This is a genomic window from Pseudomonas sp. NBB, from assembly GCF_032701105.1.
Taxonomy (GTDB): Bacteria; Pseudomonadota; Gammaproteobacteria; order Pseudomonadales; family Pseudomonadaceae; genus Aquipseudomonas; species Aquipseudomonas asiatica.
Genome location: NZ_CP103994.1, coordinates 4,460,829 through 4,474,145 on the forward strand (window position 1 = coordinate 4,460,829; position 13,317 = coordinate 4,474,145).

Here is a 13,317-nt window from a genome sequence, read left to right on the forward strand (position 1 = left end):
CTTGCCCGCTCCCACAGGGACCGCACAGCTTTCAACAACTGTGGTGAACCTGTGGGAGCGGGCAAGCCCGCGAAGAGGCCGGCACAGGCAACCCCAATCAAGAGATCCTCAATGCCAACCAAGCCCCAACCCCCGATTGCCCACCAGGCCCAGGCCACCGACCCGTACGCCTGGCTGCAACAGCGTGACACCCCTGAGGTGCTTGCCTACCTGCAGGCCGAAAACGCCTACCAGGAAGCCTGCCTGGCCGACCAGGCGCCGCTGCGCGAACAACTGTTCGAAGAGATCAAGGGCCGCATCCTGGAAACCGACCTGTCGCTGCCGGCGCCCTGGGGCCCCTACCTGTACTACACCCGTACCACCGCAGGCGACGAGTACCCGCGTCACTACCGCTGCCCGCGCCCGGCCGACGACTCCAACACGGTAGATGAAAGCCAGGAGCAACTGCTGCTCGACCCCAACGCCCTGGCCAATGGCGGTTTCCTGTCCCTCGGCGCGTTCAACGTCAGCCCTGACCACCGCCTGCTGGCCTACAGCCTGGACACCAGTGGCGACGAAATCTTCACCCTGTACGTGAAGGACCTGGCCAGTGGCAGCGTCACCTCCCTGCCCTTCGACGACTGCGACGGCAGCCTGACCTGGGCCAACGACAGCCAGACGCTGTTCTTCGCCGAACTGGACGAGACCCACCGCCCGTGGCGCCTGCGTCGCCACACCCTGGGCAACGACGGCGCGCAGACCGTGTTCGAGGAGCCCGATGGGCGCTTCTTCCTGCACTGCTACCGCACCAGCTCCGAACGCCAGCTGGTGCTGCTGCTCAACAGCAAGACCACCAGCGAAGCCTGGGTACTGGACGCGGAAACTCCGCAGGCACCGTTCACCTGCCTGGCGCCACGGGTCGAAGGCCATGAGTACTTCCCCGACCACGGCCAGCTCGACGGCCAGTGGCGCTGGTTCATCCGCACCAACCAGGACGGCATCAACTTCGCCCTGTACCACGCCCCGGTCGCACCAGTGCCCAGCCGTGAGCAATGGCAGGTGCTGGTAGCGCACCGCGACGCGATCATGCTCGAAGGCCTCAGCCTGAATGCCGGCGCGCTGACCCTGAGCCTGCGCGAAGGCGGCCTGCCGATCATCGAGGTACGCCCGCAGGGCCTGGCACCCTACCGCGTCGAACTGCCCGACGCGGCCTACAGCCTGTACGTGCAGGACAGTCTGGAATTCGCCAGCCCACGCCTGCGCCTGCGCTACGAAGCACTCAACCGCCCAGCCCAGGTACGCCAGCTGGAGCTGGCCAGCGGTGCCCAGGCGGTGCTCAAGCAAACCCCGGTGCTGGGGCCGTTCGATGCCGACGACTATGTCAGCGAGCGCCTGTGGGCTACCGCAGCGGACGGCACCCGGGTGCCGATCAGCCTGGTGCGCCGCCGCCAGGACCTGGGCCAGACCGTGCCGCTGTACCTTTATGGCTACGGCGCCTATGGCGAAAGCCTCGACCCGTGGTTCTCGCACGCGCGCCTGAGCCTGCTGGAGCGCGGCGTGGCCTTTGCCATCGCTCATGTGCGTGGTGGTGGCGAACTGGGCGAAGCCTGGTACCGCGCCGGCAAGCAGGAGCACAAGCACAACACCTTCAGCGACTTCATCGCCTGTGCCGAGCACCTGATCGCCGAGGGTGTCACGGCTGCCGACCGCCTGGCCATCAGTGGCGGCAGCGCTGGTGGCCTGCTGATGGGCGCTGTGCTCAACCTGCGCCCCGAGCTGTTCCGCTGTGCGATTGCCGAAGTGCCGTTCGTCGACGTGCTCAACACCATGCTCGACCCCGAGCTGCCGCTGACCGTGACCGAGTACGACGAATGGGGTAACCCTGAGGAGCCGGAGGTGTATGAGCGGATCAAGGCCTATGCACCGTACGAGAACGTGAAGGAACAGGCCTACCCGGCGATGCTGGTGGTGGCGGGCTACAACGACAGCCGCGTGCAGTACTGGGAAGCGGCCAAGTGGGTGGCGCGGCTGCGCACGCGAAAAACCGACGATAACCTGCTGCTGCTCAAGACCGAGATGGGGGCTGGGCATGGCGGGATGAGCGGGCGGTATCAGGGGCTCAAGGATGTGGCCCTTGAGTACGCGTTCGTGTTCGGCGAGCTAGGTATCGTTTGAGAAAGCTGGGGGCGCTTTGCGCCCCTTTCGCGACACAAGGCCGCTCCCACAGGTACCGTGCATGCCCTGGATCCTGCGCGATCCCTGTAGGAGCGGGTTTACCCGCGAACACGGGCGAAGCCCGTGCCATCCACCGCGGCGCCTGCTTCGCGGGTAAACCCGCTCCCACAGAAAACCGGGGCAGCCGGCTGAATTCAATCATCCTGCACCGGCTGCTTCGGCGGGTCCTGGCGCAACCCCGGCAATGGCTGGTCTTTCGGCGGCCCGGGCACGGGCATCGGCGGTAACAGTGGCGCCCCCGGCTGGCTGTCATAGGCCTTGGGCGGCGTACTCGGGGTAATCTGCGGATATGGCGTAGGCGTAGGCGTACCCGGTGCACCGGGCACCGGCGTGCTCAACCGGGGTGGCGTGCTGGCAGCTTCGGCCATGGGCAGGCCGGCCAACAACAGCACAACGAGGATCGCGCGAAACATCAGCAACCTCCTGTCGGGAACCTTCCTACAGGCTACGCCTAAATCAAAGCTTTCGCCTGTCCGCCTGCCCCGCAAGCGCGCTAGACTCAGCGCATAACCGTCATTTGCCTGATCAGAACAAAGGAAACACCATGAGCTCCACCTCTTCCGCCGCCGCCACCGCGCGCCTGGACCGCATCCTGGCCGATGCCAAGCGCGACAAGGAAATGGGCTACCGCGACAAGGCCCTGAAAATGTACCCGCACGTCTGCGGCCGCTGCGCCCGCGAGTTCTCCGGCAAGCGCCTGAGCGAGCTGACCGTGCACCACCGCGACCACAACCACGACAACAACCCGCAGGACGGCTCCAACTGGGAGCTGCTGTGCCTGTACTGCCACGACAACGAGCACTCGCGCTATACCGACCAGCAGTACTTCAGCGAAGGCTCCACCAGCACCCCGAGCATCGCCAAGGCCACCCACAACCCGTTCGCCGGGCTGGCGGGCATGCTGAAGAAAGACTGACCATCGATTCACCGCCCCGCTGCTACCGGGCAGCCCGTATAATCGCGCTTTTTTTCGCGAAGGGCCCCGGTACGTGGCAAACAAACGATACAGCTGCATTGGCCTGTTCAACCCCAAGTCGGCAGAAAACGTCGGCTCGGTGATGCGCGCCGCGGGCTGCTATGGCGTCAATTCGGTGTTCTACACCGGCAAACGCTACGAGCGTGCGCGTGACTTCGTCACCGACACCAAGCGCGTGCACTACGACATCCCACTGATCAGCATCGATGACCTGCAGCGCATCATCCCGCTGGGCTGCACGCCGGTGGCCGTGGAGTTGGTGGAAGGCGCGCGGCCATTGCCGGAATACACCCACCCGGATCGGGCCATCTACATCTTCGGGCCGGAAGACGGCAGCCTCAGTGCCGATGTGCGGGCATGGTGCGAAGAGACCATCTACATTCCGACCGAGGGCTGCATGAACCTCGCAGCGACGGTGAATGTGGTGCTGTATGACCGCATGGCCAAGGGGCTGAATACCCGTTCGGGGCCCAGGTTCAAATAGCCGACTGAACGATGGCGGCGGCCGACAGGTCACCTGCATACACTTCAGACGGAGACCTTGCCATGCTTGATATCCATTCGGCAGCGACATCGCAAGACAAGAACGTTCACGGCCTGGAGCGCGCCAGTTCGCTGGCTGGCGGCGCGTTGATGGTCAGCAAGGGGCTGCGCCACGGCGGCCTGGTCGGGTTGTTGCAGATCGCAGTTGGCGGCTTGGCACTGGCTCGGGGCTTCAGCGGGCATTGTGCGACCAAGGCCTGGTGGCAGCGGCACCGGCAGGAGTATCACCGCTTGCGTTCGGACATCGAGCGCAGTGCTGCGGAACTGGAGGCGTTGAAGGCCAGTGCCGAGGCGGCGACGCGGGGGGTGACGGTAACCGGGAAGGATCCGTTGGCCAGTTGATTTTGCACCGCCTGTGCCGGCCCTTTCGCGGGTAAACCCGCTCCCACAGGATCACCGAGGCTTCGGCCTCTTCGCCGTACTGGACTGCCCCCAAGAAGTTGGACACCAATCCAACCCTTGGGGGATCTATGGGTAAATACACAGAGCAGTTCAAGCTCACGGCTATCACCGCTTACCTAGAGGGCAGCCGGGGCTTTCGCAAGGTGGCACAACACTTTGGCATCGATTTCAGCCTGCTTCGGCGCTGGGTTGCTGGCTACCAAGTCGATGCCAGCCTCGGCCCTCGCTCGCATGGTCGCCGCTACACCGAGGAATTCAAGCGGCGGGTGCTCAAGTACATGCTTGAGCATCGCCTGTCCCTGCGCCAAACAGCGGCGCACTTTGACCTTGGACAGTCCTCACAGATAGGCATTTGGCTGCGGCAGCACTACAGTGGGAGTCCTGAAGCCACTCTCGCCAAACAAAGAAAATCAGCCGTGCCGAAGAAAATTAAGCCCATCAAGCCGACAGATACCAATGACGCAGAGAAATCTCGTGAGCAGTTGTTGAGCGAGCTCGAGTATCTGCGCATGGAGAATGATGTCCTAAAGGAGTTAAAGGCTCTGCGAGAGGAGAAGGAGCGAACACGGACGAAAAAGCCCTGATCGTCTGTAAATTCAGACATAAATATCCGCTGCCTGACCTCTTGCAGATGGTGGGGTTGGCACGCAGTACCTTTTATTACCAGATCAAGTGCCAGCAAAAGCCGGACAGGCACGCCTCGCTCAAGGAGTTGGTGCAGCGTGTCTATCACGAGGAGAAAGGGCTGTATGGCTACCGCCGCATTGCCCTTGCCATCAGGAATCAGGGGACCTTGGTCAACAAGAAGGTCATTGAACGGTTGATGGCTGAGCTTGGTTTGCAGTCCGTTGTACGCCCGAAGAAGTATCGATCCTATCGCGGCATTGTCGGCAAGGTGGCAATGAATTTGCTGGAGCGTAATTTCGTCGCGCAACGCCCCAACCAGAAGTGGGCGACCGATGTCACTGAGTTCAAAGTGGCCCAACAAAAGCTCTACCTGTCGCCCGTGATGGACTTGTACAACGGTGAGATCATCGCCTATGAAACAGCTTGCCGGCCTACTTATGGCTTGGTCGGGAACATGCTGGAAAAGGCGCTCGATGGGTTGGGTGAAAAGCCCAAGCTAGTGATCCACTCAGACCAAGGATGGCATTACCAGCAGCCCCAATACCGCCATAAGCTCGCAGCGCGCGGTGTGAAGCAGAGCATGTCTCGCAAGGGCAATTGTCTGGATAATGCAGCGATGGAAAGCTTCTTCGGCACACTGAAGTCAGAGTTCTTCTACCTGAAGCGCTTTGAAAGCGTCGAACAGCTGAAGGCGGGCCTGGAGGAGTACATCCATTACTACAACCATGACCGCATCAGGCTGAAACTCAATGGCCTGAGCCCTGTCAGCTACAGGACTCAGGCCACTGGCTAAAACTGTCCAACTTTTTGGGGGCAGTCCATACTGTGGGAGCGGGTTTACCCGCGAAGAGGCCGGCACAGGTGCAGAAACGGCTAGCGCAACGCCTTGCTCTGCAACACCTCTGAGCGCCGCCCCAGCACGTTCTCGCTGATCTGCACGAAGTCTTCGGTGCTGACGCTGGGCAGGCGCATCAACCCGCGTGCCACATCGTCCAGCGAGCGTTTGGCCTGAGTGTGGATGCGGATTTCCTTGTCCAGCGCTTGCAACAGCATCACTCCGCGCGCCACCTGCGCCGGGGTGGCATGCTCGCCCTTGAGCCGGGTGACCTTGGCGCCCTGCTTGCTCAGGCGCGCCTGCCAAGCCTCGTAACGGTCGTCACTCACCCCGCCCGAGCGGCGCAGCAACTCGCTGGCATAATAGTCGTTCAGGCTTTCCACCAGCCAGTCACTGCCATCACGCCCATGGATCTGCGCAAACAGTTGCACCACTTCGCGCAGCAACGGGCTGCTGCCATTCTCGCTGACCATCGGCCGGGCACTGTGCAGGTACAACGAGCCCTGCGCGGCGGTCGCCCCACGCCACATGCCGTCGCGAGCGCCGACCAACAGCAGCTTCGGCGGGTTGCGCGGGAAAACCGCCTGCAATTGCGGCCAGACAAAGGTCAGCATGGTCAGGTTGTCCATGCGCCGCATACCCTGCCCCACCGGTGCGGCCACGGTGACCTCGGTTTCGCCCAGGCGGGCGCGGCGGCTGCCCAGGTCGCCGGCGAGCATCCAGCCTGTGGGGCGGTCGAACAGGCGCGAAACGTTGTCGATGCGGAACTTGTCCTTGCCGATACGCGGCCAGGAGGTCTCAATGCTCTTCCAGCCCTCCGGCAGGTCGAACGCCAGCCGCGCCACCAGTTCGGTGCCATCCTGCTGGTCGAGGCGCGCAGGCGGCACCAGCTGGTCGCCCAGGAACAGCGCCCAATGCGGGGTGATGCGCGATGAATAGGCGCCGCTGCCGCGTTTCTGGTCCAGCTGCACGCGGTAGCTGAGGCTGGTCTTGCCGGCCGCCGGTTGCCACACGCCGCGCTGGCCCTGCAGTTGCCATTGGCCATCAGCCTGGAAGCCACTGTAGGCCCCAGCCTTGCCCAGGTCGAAATCCAGGCTGCGCACGGCACTGCCTTCGGCCAAGGTGAGGCGGACCTCCGCCTGGCCGCTGGCTGGCAACAGGCGCACCTGATAGTCGAGGTCGACCTTTTTCGCCCAGGCCGGCGAACTGGCCATCAGGCCAAACAGCAACAACAGCTGGCAACGCATACAGAAACTCCTTGTTTCCCCGTGGCAGCGGGCCGCGCCGGTCAGCTGGCGCGGAAGATCAGATGGTCTTCCCAGTCGTCTTCGTGCACATCGTGTTCACTGAGCATGCGCCCCGACTGGGAAATGCGCTGTTCATGGACCTGCTGGCGATCGCCGCAGACCAGGTGGTGCCAGGCCGGCAGGTCCTTGCCCTCACTGACCAGGCGGTAGCCGCAGGTACTCGGCAGCCACTTGAACTGGTCGGCCTTGCCCGGGGTGAGCTGTATGCAGTCAGGTACCTGGGCGAAGCGGTTGGGGTAATCGCTGCACTGACAGGTGTGCAGATCCAGCAGTTTGCAGGCGATGCGCGTGTAATAGACGCTGTTGTCGTCCTCGTCCTCGAGCTTTTGCAGGCAGCACAGGCCGCAACCGTCACACAGCGACTCCCACTCTTGCGGGCTGAGTTGTTCGAGGGTCTTGCGCTGCCAGAACGGCGCGTTTTCAGCGATCATGACACGGGTTTCCTGCATTCATCTTGGAGCCACGGCGCGCGGCGGCGCCAGTCTAGAGCCTGGCCTTCGGCAAAGCCAGACCGCTTGTCAGTCGCGACGCGACGCAGTAGCGTGCGCGTTTACCGCCCTTTTGCAGGAGCCGCCATGAGCGCCAACCCCCGCATTGCCGATTACGCCATCAACGAGCAGTTCATCAACCGCTGGTCGCCACGTGCCTTCACCGCCGAGCCGATCAGCGAGGAAACCTTGCTGAGCTTCCTCGAAGCTGCACGCTGGGCGCCCTCGGCGAACAACTCGCAACCTTGGCGCTTCCTCTATGCCCGCCGTGACACGCCGAACTGGGAGCGTTACCTGAACCTGCTGGTGCCGGCCAACCGCAGCTGGGCGCAACAGGCATCGGCGTTGGTGCTGGTGATTTCCAAGACCACCTACGCCGCCCCGGGCGCCACGGAAGAAAAGCCGGCGCTGTGGCACACCTTCGACACCGGCTCCGCCTGGGGGCACCTGGCCCTGCAAGCCAGCATCAGCGGCTGGCATACCCATGGCATGGCCGGTTTCGACCAGGAGCTGGCGCGTCAGGAGTTGAAGGTTCCTGAAGGCTACGTGCTGCATGCCATGGTGGCAATCGGCAAGCTGGGCGATAAGGCCAGCCTGAACGAAGCGCTGCAGGCGCGTGAAGTCCCGAGCCCGCGCAAGCCACTGAGCGAGCTGGCTGCCGAGGGTGATTTCAGCTTGTAAGCCTTTATTGGCTGTACCGTCCTCTTCGCGGGTAAACCCGCTCCCACAGGATCTCCACTGCCCCATGGGGCCTGTGTTGATCCTGTGCCAGCACAGCCAACACCAGCCTCCCACAGGACCTGAGGGTAGTGGGGATCCTGTGGGAGCGGGTTTACCCGCGAAGAGGCCAGTACAGGCAACAGAAATCAATAGCCTCGGGCGAAGTCCACTTCACCTCGCAACCCCTGCCCCGCCGCATACGCCCGCACATTCTCGACAAACAACCGCACCATCGCCGCCGGCGAGGTGGGTGCCGAGCTGTGCCCGGTCAGCAGCAAGCCCCACGCCGTCCAGAACGGGTGTTGCCTGGGCAACGGCTCCTGCCGGCAGACATCGATCACCGCCCCCGCCAGGTGCCCTTCCTTCAGTGCCTCGACCAGGTCAGCGTCGACCACCGCAGCGCCGCGCCCTGCATTGATGAACAGCGCCGTGGGCTGGAAGCGCTTGAACAGTGCCGCGTCATACAGGTCGTGGGTTGCCGGGGTATCCGGCAGCAGGTTGAGTACGTAATCGACCTGACTCACCAGGCGCGGCAGGTCGGCCAGCGCCGCTACCTCGACGAACGGCGCCTGCTCGCGGGCGCTGCTGGCAACGCCATACAGCACCACGCCAAACGCCTGCAGGAACTCGGCCACCCGCTGGCCAATGTCGCCAGTGCCGACGATCAGCACCTTGCGCCCTTCCAGGGTCCGCCCCGGGCGGTCGTCCCAACGACGCTCGACCTGGCTGACCAGCCGCGACAGCACCTCGCGCTCATGGCCGAGCATGTAGGTGAGCATGTACTCGGCCATCACCTGGCCAAAGATGCCCACGGCGCGGGTCAGGCGATAGTCGCGCGGCAGGCCCTCGGCCAGCAGCGGGGTGATACCGGCCCAGGTGGACTGCATCCAGCCCGGCTTGTGGCCCTGGCGCAACAGGCTTGCCAGCAGGTCCGGCTGGCCCAGCCACACCGGGCACTGTGGCGCCTGGCGTGCCAGTTCGGCGGAGTCGCCGCTGGTCAGGACTTCCAGCTCAGGCGCGGCTGCGCGCAAGATCTCGGCGTATCGAGCATGATCATGCTCAGCAATCAGTACTCGCATGATCAGGCAGGGTCGTTACGGCGCAGCAACTCTTCGGGCAGGTGCTCGATGTAGTCGTCTTCCGGCGGCGGCATCTGCAGGTGGTAACCCTGGTTGTCGAGGTTTTCCAGCACCTTGGCGATATCCTCGCGGGCCAGCTTGCGCTCGGGGGTAAGCACCAGGTCGAAGGCGTGCACGGGGGTGCCGAAGAACGGCAGCAGGCCTTCGGGCACGCGCTCCAGGCCGTCGGCCTTGAGCACGTACAGGTACATTTCGTTCTTGCGGGGGCTCTTGTAGATAGAGCAAATGCGTTTCATCGGGTCTCTCCGGCGCCTGCGAGGCTGTCCAGCAGGGCCTGGCCCATGCGCTCACGGCGCCAGCCGCGCAGCGAATCGGGCAATTGATAGGGGCCATTGGGGTAGCCGCTCTTGAGCAGCGCTTCCAGGGCTTTTTTGCGCAGCATCAGCTCGGGGGCAATGCCCAGGCGCTCACCTTCGGCCTGGCCGATGGCACGCAGCTGCTTGAGGATACCTGCGGCCTCGATCGGCAAAGGCTCGGGCAAGGCCTGTGGCCATTGCTCGGCTGGCAGGCTGGCGGCACGCTTGATCAGCTGGATGAGGAACTCACCGTCCTGACGAATGGTGCGCGGATGCATCTCGTCGATCTTGGCCAGCGCCGACAGGTTGCTCGGCTGGCTCTTGGCCATCGGCCACAGCGAGTGCTCCTTGAGGATGCGATTGCGCGGTACGTCGCGGTTGCGCGCTTCACGCTCGCGCCAGGCACACAGCTCACGCAGCACTGCCAGTTGCTGGGGGGCCAGCTTCCAGGCCAGCTTGACGTCGCGGTACAGGCTTTCGGGCTCGACTTCGCGGCGCAATGCAGCCACCAGCTCGGCGCCGTCCTCCAGCACCCAGGCGTACTTGTCGTCACTCAGGCGCGGGCGCAACACGGTGAACAGCTCGGCCAAGTGCACGGCATCCTCGGCGGCATAGCTGACCTGGGTTTCCGAGAGCGGGCGCTGCAGCCAGTCGGAGCGGGTTTCGCCCTTGGGCAGGTCAATACCCAGCACATCCTGCACCAGGCGCGAATAACCCATGGAGAACCCCAGGTTCAGATAACCGGCCGCCAGTTGGGTGTCGAACAGCGGCTGTGGCAGCTTGCCGGTCAGGCGCAGCAGCACTTCGAGGTCTTCGCTGCAGGCGTGCAGCACCTTGACCACACCGCTGTCATCCAGCAGTTCGGCCAGGGGTTGCCAGTTGCCGATCAGCAACGGGTCGATCAGGAAGGCACGCTGGCCATCGCCGATCTGGATAAGCCCGGCTTTCGGGTAGAAGGTGTCGACCCGCATGAATTCGGTGTCGACGGCGACAAAGGGCAGCTGATGCCAGTCGCGGCAGTGTTCGGCCAGGCTCTGGTCGTCACGGATCCAGTGTATTTCGATGGCCACGAGGCTCTCCCACTAACATTGGCGCGCAGTATATACGGCGCGGGCACTGCTGGTGAAACCTGCGCCATCCCTGGAATGGATAAACGGTGCAGTCAGACTCAGCGCTTGGCCGCCAGCCACGGCCGGCAGCTGGCGAACATGTCCAGCGATTGCTGGTAGACCTCGGTACGCACCTGCAACAGGCCGAGCATCGAGTGGAACAGGTTGTCCTGCGACAGCGGCGCATCGCTGAGCTTGGCCAGGCAATCGGTGTCGACGCCGAAGTCCTCCTTGTAGCTGTCGGAGAACCAGGTCAGCAACGGCACATGCTTCTGCTGCTCGGGGGCGATGGCGTAAGGCGTGCCGTGCAGGAACAGGTTGTACTCACCCAGCGACTCGCCATGGTCGGACAGGTAGATCATCGCCGTGTCGACCTTGTCCTGCTTGCTGCGCAGGGTATCGATCAGCGAGGCCAGCACCTTGTCGGTATAGGCCAGGGTGTTGTCGTAGCCGTTGACGATTTCCTGTTCGCTGCACTGGTCCAGCGCGTTGCTCTGGCACACCGGGGCAAAGCGCTGGTCGGCGCCGGGGTAGCGCTTGAAGTATTCAGGCCCGTGGCTGCCCATCTGGTGCAGCACCAGCACGGTGTCCTTGTCGAGGTTGTCGATCAGCTCACCCAGGCCCTGCAGCAGGATCTGGTCATGGCATTCACCATCAGCGCACAACTGCGGGTCCTGGAGTTTGCTGACATCGATGAACTGCACGCGGTCGCAGGTACCCTTGCAGCCCGATTGATTGTCACGCCACTGCACCGCCAGGCCGGTCCGCTGGAGGATGTCCAGCAACCCTTCGCGGTTCTTCGCCACGCGGGCATCGTAGTCCTTGCGCTTCATGCCAGAGAACATGCACGGCACCGAAACGGCGGTTTCCGTGCCGCAGGAGTGAACATCGGAGAACGCCAGCAGGCCCTGCTCCCTGGCAAGGTTCGGTGTGGTATCGCGGTTGTAGCCGAGCACGCCGAAGTGATCTGCCCGCGCACTTTCACCCACCACCAGCACAGTCAGCGACTTGCGTTCATGCTTTTGCCAGGCAGCGTCACGCTTGGCATCTTCGCCGTAATGCTGGAAGGGCCGTGATGCGGTACCGACGCGCTCGCTGACATAACCGATGGAGGCACCCACGATATTGCTGGGGGTGAGCATCAGGCGCAGTTCGTGGTGGTTGCGAAACAGCGACGAAAGGCCCTGGTAGTTGACCAGTGCCACCGAGCCCAGGGCCACCACGCAGGCACCGCCAACCACCAGCTTGCCGAGCAGTTCACGGTGCCAGGCGCGATAGGCGATCGGCGCCTTCCACAACAGCAGCGAAGGCACTACACCGAGGCCCAGGATATACAAGGCAAACTTCAACGAAAGCAGGTCACGCACTTCCGCCACGTTGGTTTCCGCAATATTGCGGAACATGCCCGCGTCAATGAGTACGCCGTACTGGTTCATGAAGTAAGCCACACCCGCGCCACTCATGAACAACACGATAAGTATTGGCTTCAATACATAACGGAAGGCGAACAACGTAAGGATCAGGTTGAACGCGAACAGCATCAGCACGGCAAACGCCAGGCTCAGCCAAAGCCCCGGCAAACCGGGCGGCACGACCTGTTCGAGATGCTGCCAGAGGAAGACATTGAAGCCTATCAGCAGGTAAAGGCTGGCCAGCAGCGTGACCCATTCAGTCCGCAGGGATTTGAAGTTGAGCATCAGTGTTCGCAATCAAGAGTGATTATCAGCCCGAGGGCCTGCGCGGCACCGGGGAAACTTGGCTGAACTCTAGAAAGCGTGCCATCAATATTTTGTGAAAAAGACGCCAACAAATTCGTGAGCAGGCGCCTTTTCTACATTAAAAGAAGTTCATTCAGCGCTTGTTCAGCCTCGCAGGCGTGCCTTGGCATACGGCTCGCGCTCGATGTCCAGCACTTCCACGCACAGCTGGATATCAAGCCCGGGTTGCCCGGGGATGGCGTCACGCAACACGTCGAGCAGGCTGGTGGACAGTTGCGTCTTCACCTCGGGCGAGCGCCCGCTGAGGATGGCCAGGCGCACATGGGCAAAGGCACGCTCGCCGGGCGCGGTGCCCACCCGATAGTGCTTGAAGGCTTCGGCGCGGCTTTTGATATCGGCCTCGTCGGCGAACTGGCCACTGCCGACCAGGGCATGGTTCAGGCGCAGCAGCAGGACGTCGACATTCAGCTCACTCAGGTTGTCGCTGTATTCGAGGTTCAGGTGAGGCATGGCGCAGGTTCCGGGTCACGGGGGAGATGCGACAGCCTACCCCAGTCCCCTACCTGCGCAAAGACGACTATCCTCAAAGGTCAGAACCATCCGCCAACCCCCGACAGAGGTGAAGAAATGCCAGTTCCGCATGATCTGCTCGCTGACCTGCACGTTACCGCTGATGCATTCCAGGCGCTCATGGACAAGGACCAGACGCTGCACTCACTGCACAAGGAATACAACGCAAAAGACAAAGAGGTGGTCGCTGCCGAAGGCAACGGCACCAACGACGAAACCGTCAACCGCCTGCGCAAGGAGCGCTTGCTGATCAAGGACAAGATCGAACGGATCATTCATCCGCCCAAATCCTGACAGGAATTCATTGAATCCACCGGCCTCTTCGCGGGCTTGCCCGCTCCTACAAGTACAGCGCCAAACCTGAAGGCAGCGC

The 13,317-nt window shown here is 62.9% G+C and carries 15 protein-coding genes; 7 read left to right on the forward strand and 8 right to left on the reverse strand.

Going from position 1 to position 13,317, the window contains the following annotated elements:
• The first annotated feature begins 111 nt into the window (after positions 1–111).
• A complete protein-coding gene (locus tag NY023_RS20670) occupies positions 112–2,154 on the forward strand; it encodes a S9 family peptidase (protein ID WP_013973758.1) in 2,043 nt (680 codons plus the stop codon).
• 194 nt (positions 2,155–2,348) lie between these two features.
• On the opposite strand, the gene NY023_RS20675 is transcribed toward NY023_RS20670, so the two are convergent.
• Entirely contained in the window at positions 2,349–2,627 is a 279-nt protein-coding gene (locus NY023_RS20675) for a hypothetical protein (protein ID WP_013973759.1), read from the reverse strand.
• Positions 2,628–2,758: 131 nt separating this feature from the next.
• Here NY023_RS20675 and NY023_RS20680 point away from each other — a divergent pair, with 131 nt between their 5' ends.
• The 4 genes from NY023_RS20680 (at position 2,759) to NY023_RS20695 (ending at position 5,555) form a co-directional block, all read left to right on the forward strand.
• Complete coding sequence (locus NY023_RS20680) at positions 2,759–3,130, forward strand: YajD family HNH nuclease (protein WP_003259546.1); 372 nt, start codon at positions 2,759–2,761, stop codon at positions 3,128–3,130.
• Between the two features lie 73 nt (positions 3,131–3,203).
• Positions 3,204–3,674, forward strand: coding sequence for an RNA methyltransferase (locus NY023_RS20685; protein WP_013973760.1), 471 nt, complete (start codon positions 3,204–3,206; stop codon positions 3,672–3,674).
• Between the two features lie 62 nt (positions 3,675–3,736).
• Positions 3,737–4,075 carry a DUF2892 domain-containing protein gene (locus NY023_RS20690; protein WP_013973761.1) on the forward strand — a complete coding sequence of 113 codons (339 nt, stop codon included), beginning with the start codon at positions 3,737–3,739 and terminating at the stop codon, positions 4,073–4,075.
• A gap of 128 nt (positions 4,076–4,203) precedes the next feature.
• A protein-coding gene (locus NY023_RS20695) for an IS3 family transposase (RefSeq protein ID WP_410479626.1) occupies positions 4,204–5,555 on the forward strand; the annotation gives its coding sequence in 2 pieces (ribosomal slippage) (positions 4,204–4,675 and positions 4,675–5,555; 1,353 coding nt in all).
• 80 nt (positions 5,556–5,635) lie between these two features.
• Here the strand turns inward: NY023_RS20695 and NY023_RS20700 are convergent.
• Positions 5,636–6,844, reverse strand: coding sequence for a hypothetical protein (locus NY023_RS20700; RefSeq protein ID WP_013973763.1), 1,209 nt, complete (start codon positions 6,842–6,844; stop codon positions 5,636–5,638).
• Positions 6,845–6,885: 41 nt separating this feature from the next.
• Positions 6,886–7,335: a YcgN family cysteine cluster protein gene (locus NY023_RS20705; protein WP_015271351.1), complete on the reverse strand. Its 450-nt coding sequence runs from the start codon at positions 7,333–7,335 to the stop codon at positions 6,886–6,888.
• Positions 7,336–7,479: 144 nt separating this feature from the next.
• Here NY023_RS20705 and NY023_RS20710 point away from each other — a divergent pair, with 144 nt between their 5' ends.
• Positions 7,480–8,073, forward strand: a complete 594-nt coding sequence (locus NY023_RS20710; protein WP_013973765.1) for a nitroreductase family protein — start codon at positions 7,480–7,482, stop codon at positions 8,071–8,073.
• A 185-nt stretch (positions 8,074–8,258) separates the two neighbouring features.
• Here the strand turns inward: NY023_RS20710 and NY023_RS20715 are convergent, their stop codons facing one another.
• The 5 genes from NY023_RS20715 to NY023_RS20735 all read right to left on the reverse strand — a co-directional run bounded on the left by NY023_RS20715 (position 8,259) and on the right by NY023_RS20735 (position 12,884).
• Positions 8,259–9,191: a D-2-hydroxyacid dehydrogenase gene (locus NY023_RS20715; protein ID WP_013973766.1), complete on the reverse strand. Its 933-nt coding sequence runs from the start codon at positions 9,189–9,191 to the stop codon at positions 8,259–8,261.
• A gap of 2 nt (positions 9,192–9,193) precedes the next feature.
• The gene (locus tag NY023_RS20720) at positions 9,194–9,487 is read right to left on the reverse strand and encodes a YcgL domain-containing protein (RefSeq protein WP_015271354.1); all 294 of its coding nucleotides are present in this window, start codon (positions 9,485–9,487) and stop codon (positions 9,194–9,196) included.
• A complete protein-coding gene (rnd, locus tag NY023_RS20725; protein ID WP_013973768.1) occupies positions 9,484–10,617 on the reverse strand; it encodes a ribonuclease D in 1,134 nt (377 codons plus the stop codon). The genes NY023_RS20720 and rnd overlap by 4 nt, the downstream gene beginning before the upstream one ends.
• A gap of 98 nt (positions 10,618–10,715) precedes the next feature.
• Complete coding sequence (locus NY023_RS20730; RefSeq protein WP_013973769.1) at positions 10,716–12,353, reverse strand: phosphoethanolamine transferase; 1,638 nt, start codon at positions 12,351–12,353, stop codon at positions 10,716–10,718.
• Positions 12,354–12,518: 165 nt separating this feature from the next.
• Positions 12,519–12,884, reverse strand: a complete 366-nt coding sequence (locus NY023_RS20735) for a 5-carboxymethyl-2-hydroxymuconate Delta-isomerase (RefSeq protein ID WP_013973770.1) — start codon at positions 12,882–12,884, stop codon at positions 12,519–12,521.
• A 117-nt stretch (positions 12,885–13,001) separates the two neighbouring features.
• On the opposite strand from NY023_RS20735, the gene NY023_RS20740 reads away from it, so the two are divergent.
• Positions 13,002–13,238: a YdcH family protein gene (locus NY023_RS20740; RefSeq protein WP_003259536.1), complete on the forward strand. Its 237-nt coding sequence runs from the start codon at positions 13,002–13,004 to the stop codon at positions 13,236–13,238.
• Positions 13,239–13,317: the final 79 nt, after the last annotated feature.

Bases quoted from the DNA above. Each gene is read 5' to 3' on its own strand.
- NY023_RS20735 (WP_013973770.1), bottom strand. From the start codon at position 12,884: ATGCCTCACCTGAACCTCGAATACAGCGACAACCTGAGTGAGCTGAAT.
- NY023_RS20700 (WP_013973763.1), bottom strand. From the start codon at position 6,844: ATGCGTTGCCAGCTGTTGTTGCTGTTTGGCCTGATGGCCAGTTCGCCG.
- NY023_RS20675 (WP_013973759.1), bottom strand. From the start codon at position 2,627: ATGTTTCGCGCGATCCTCGTTGTGCTGTTGTTGGCCGGCCTGCCCATG.
- NY023_RS20740 (WP_003259536.1), top strand. From the start codon at position 13,002: ATGCCAGTTCCGCATGATCTGCTCGCTGACCTGCACGTTACCGCTGAT.
- NY023_RS20670 (WP_013973758.1), top strand. From the start codon at position 112: ATGCCAACCAAGCCCCAACCCCCGATTGCCCACCAGGCCCAGGCCACC.
- NY023_RS20680 (WP_003259546.1), top strand. From the start codon at position 2,759: ATGAGCTCCACCTCTTCCGCCGCCGCCACCGCGCGCCTGGACCGCATC.
- NY023_RS20710 (WP_013973765.1), top strand. From the start codon at position 7,480: ATGAGCGCCAACCCCCGCATTGCCGATTACGCCATCAACGAGCAGTTC.
- NY023_RS20730 (WP_013973769.1), bottom strand. From the start codon at position 12,353: ATGCTCAACTTCAAATCCCTGCGGACTGAATGGGTCACGCTGCTGGCC.
- NY023_RS20690 (WP_013973761.1), top strand. From the start codon at position 3,737: ATGCTTGATATCCATTCGGCAGCGACATCGCAAGACAAGAACGTTCAC.
- NY023_RS20705 (WP_015271351.1), bottom strand. From the start codon at position 7,335: ATGATCGCTGAAAACGCGCCGTTCTGGCAGCGCAAGACCCTCGAACAA.
- NY023_RS20720 (WP_015271354.1), bottom strand. From the start codon at position 9,487: ATGAAACGCATTTGCTCTATCTACAAGAGCCCCCGCAAGAACGAAATG.
- NY023_RS20715 (WP_013973766.1), bottom strand. From the start codon at position 9,191: ATGCGAGTACTGATTGCTGAGCATGATCATGCTCGATACGCCGAGATC.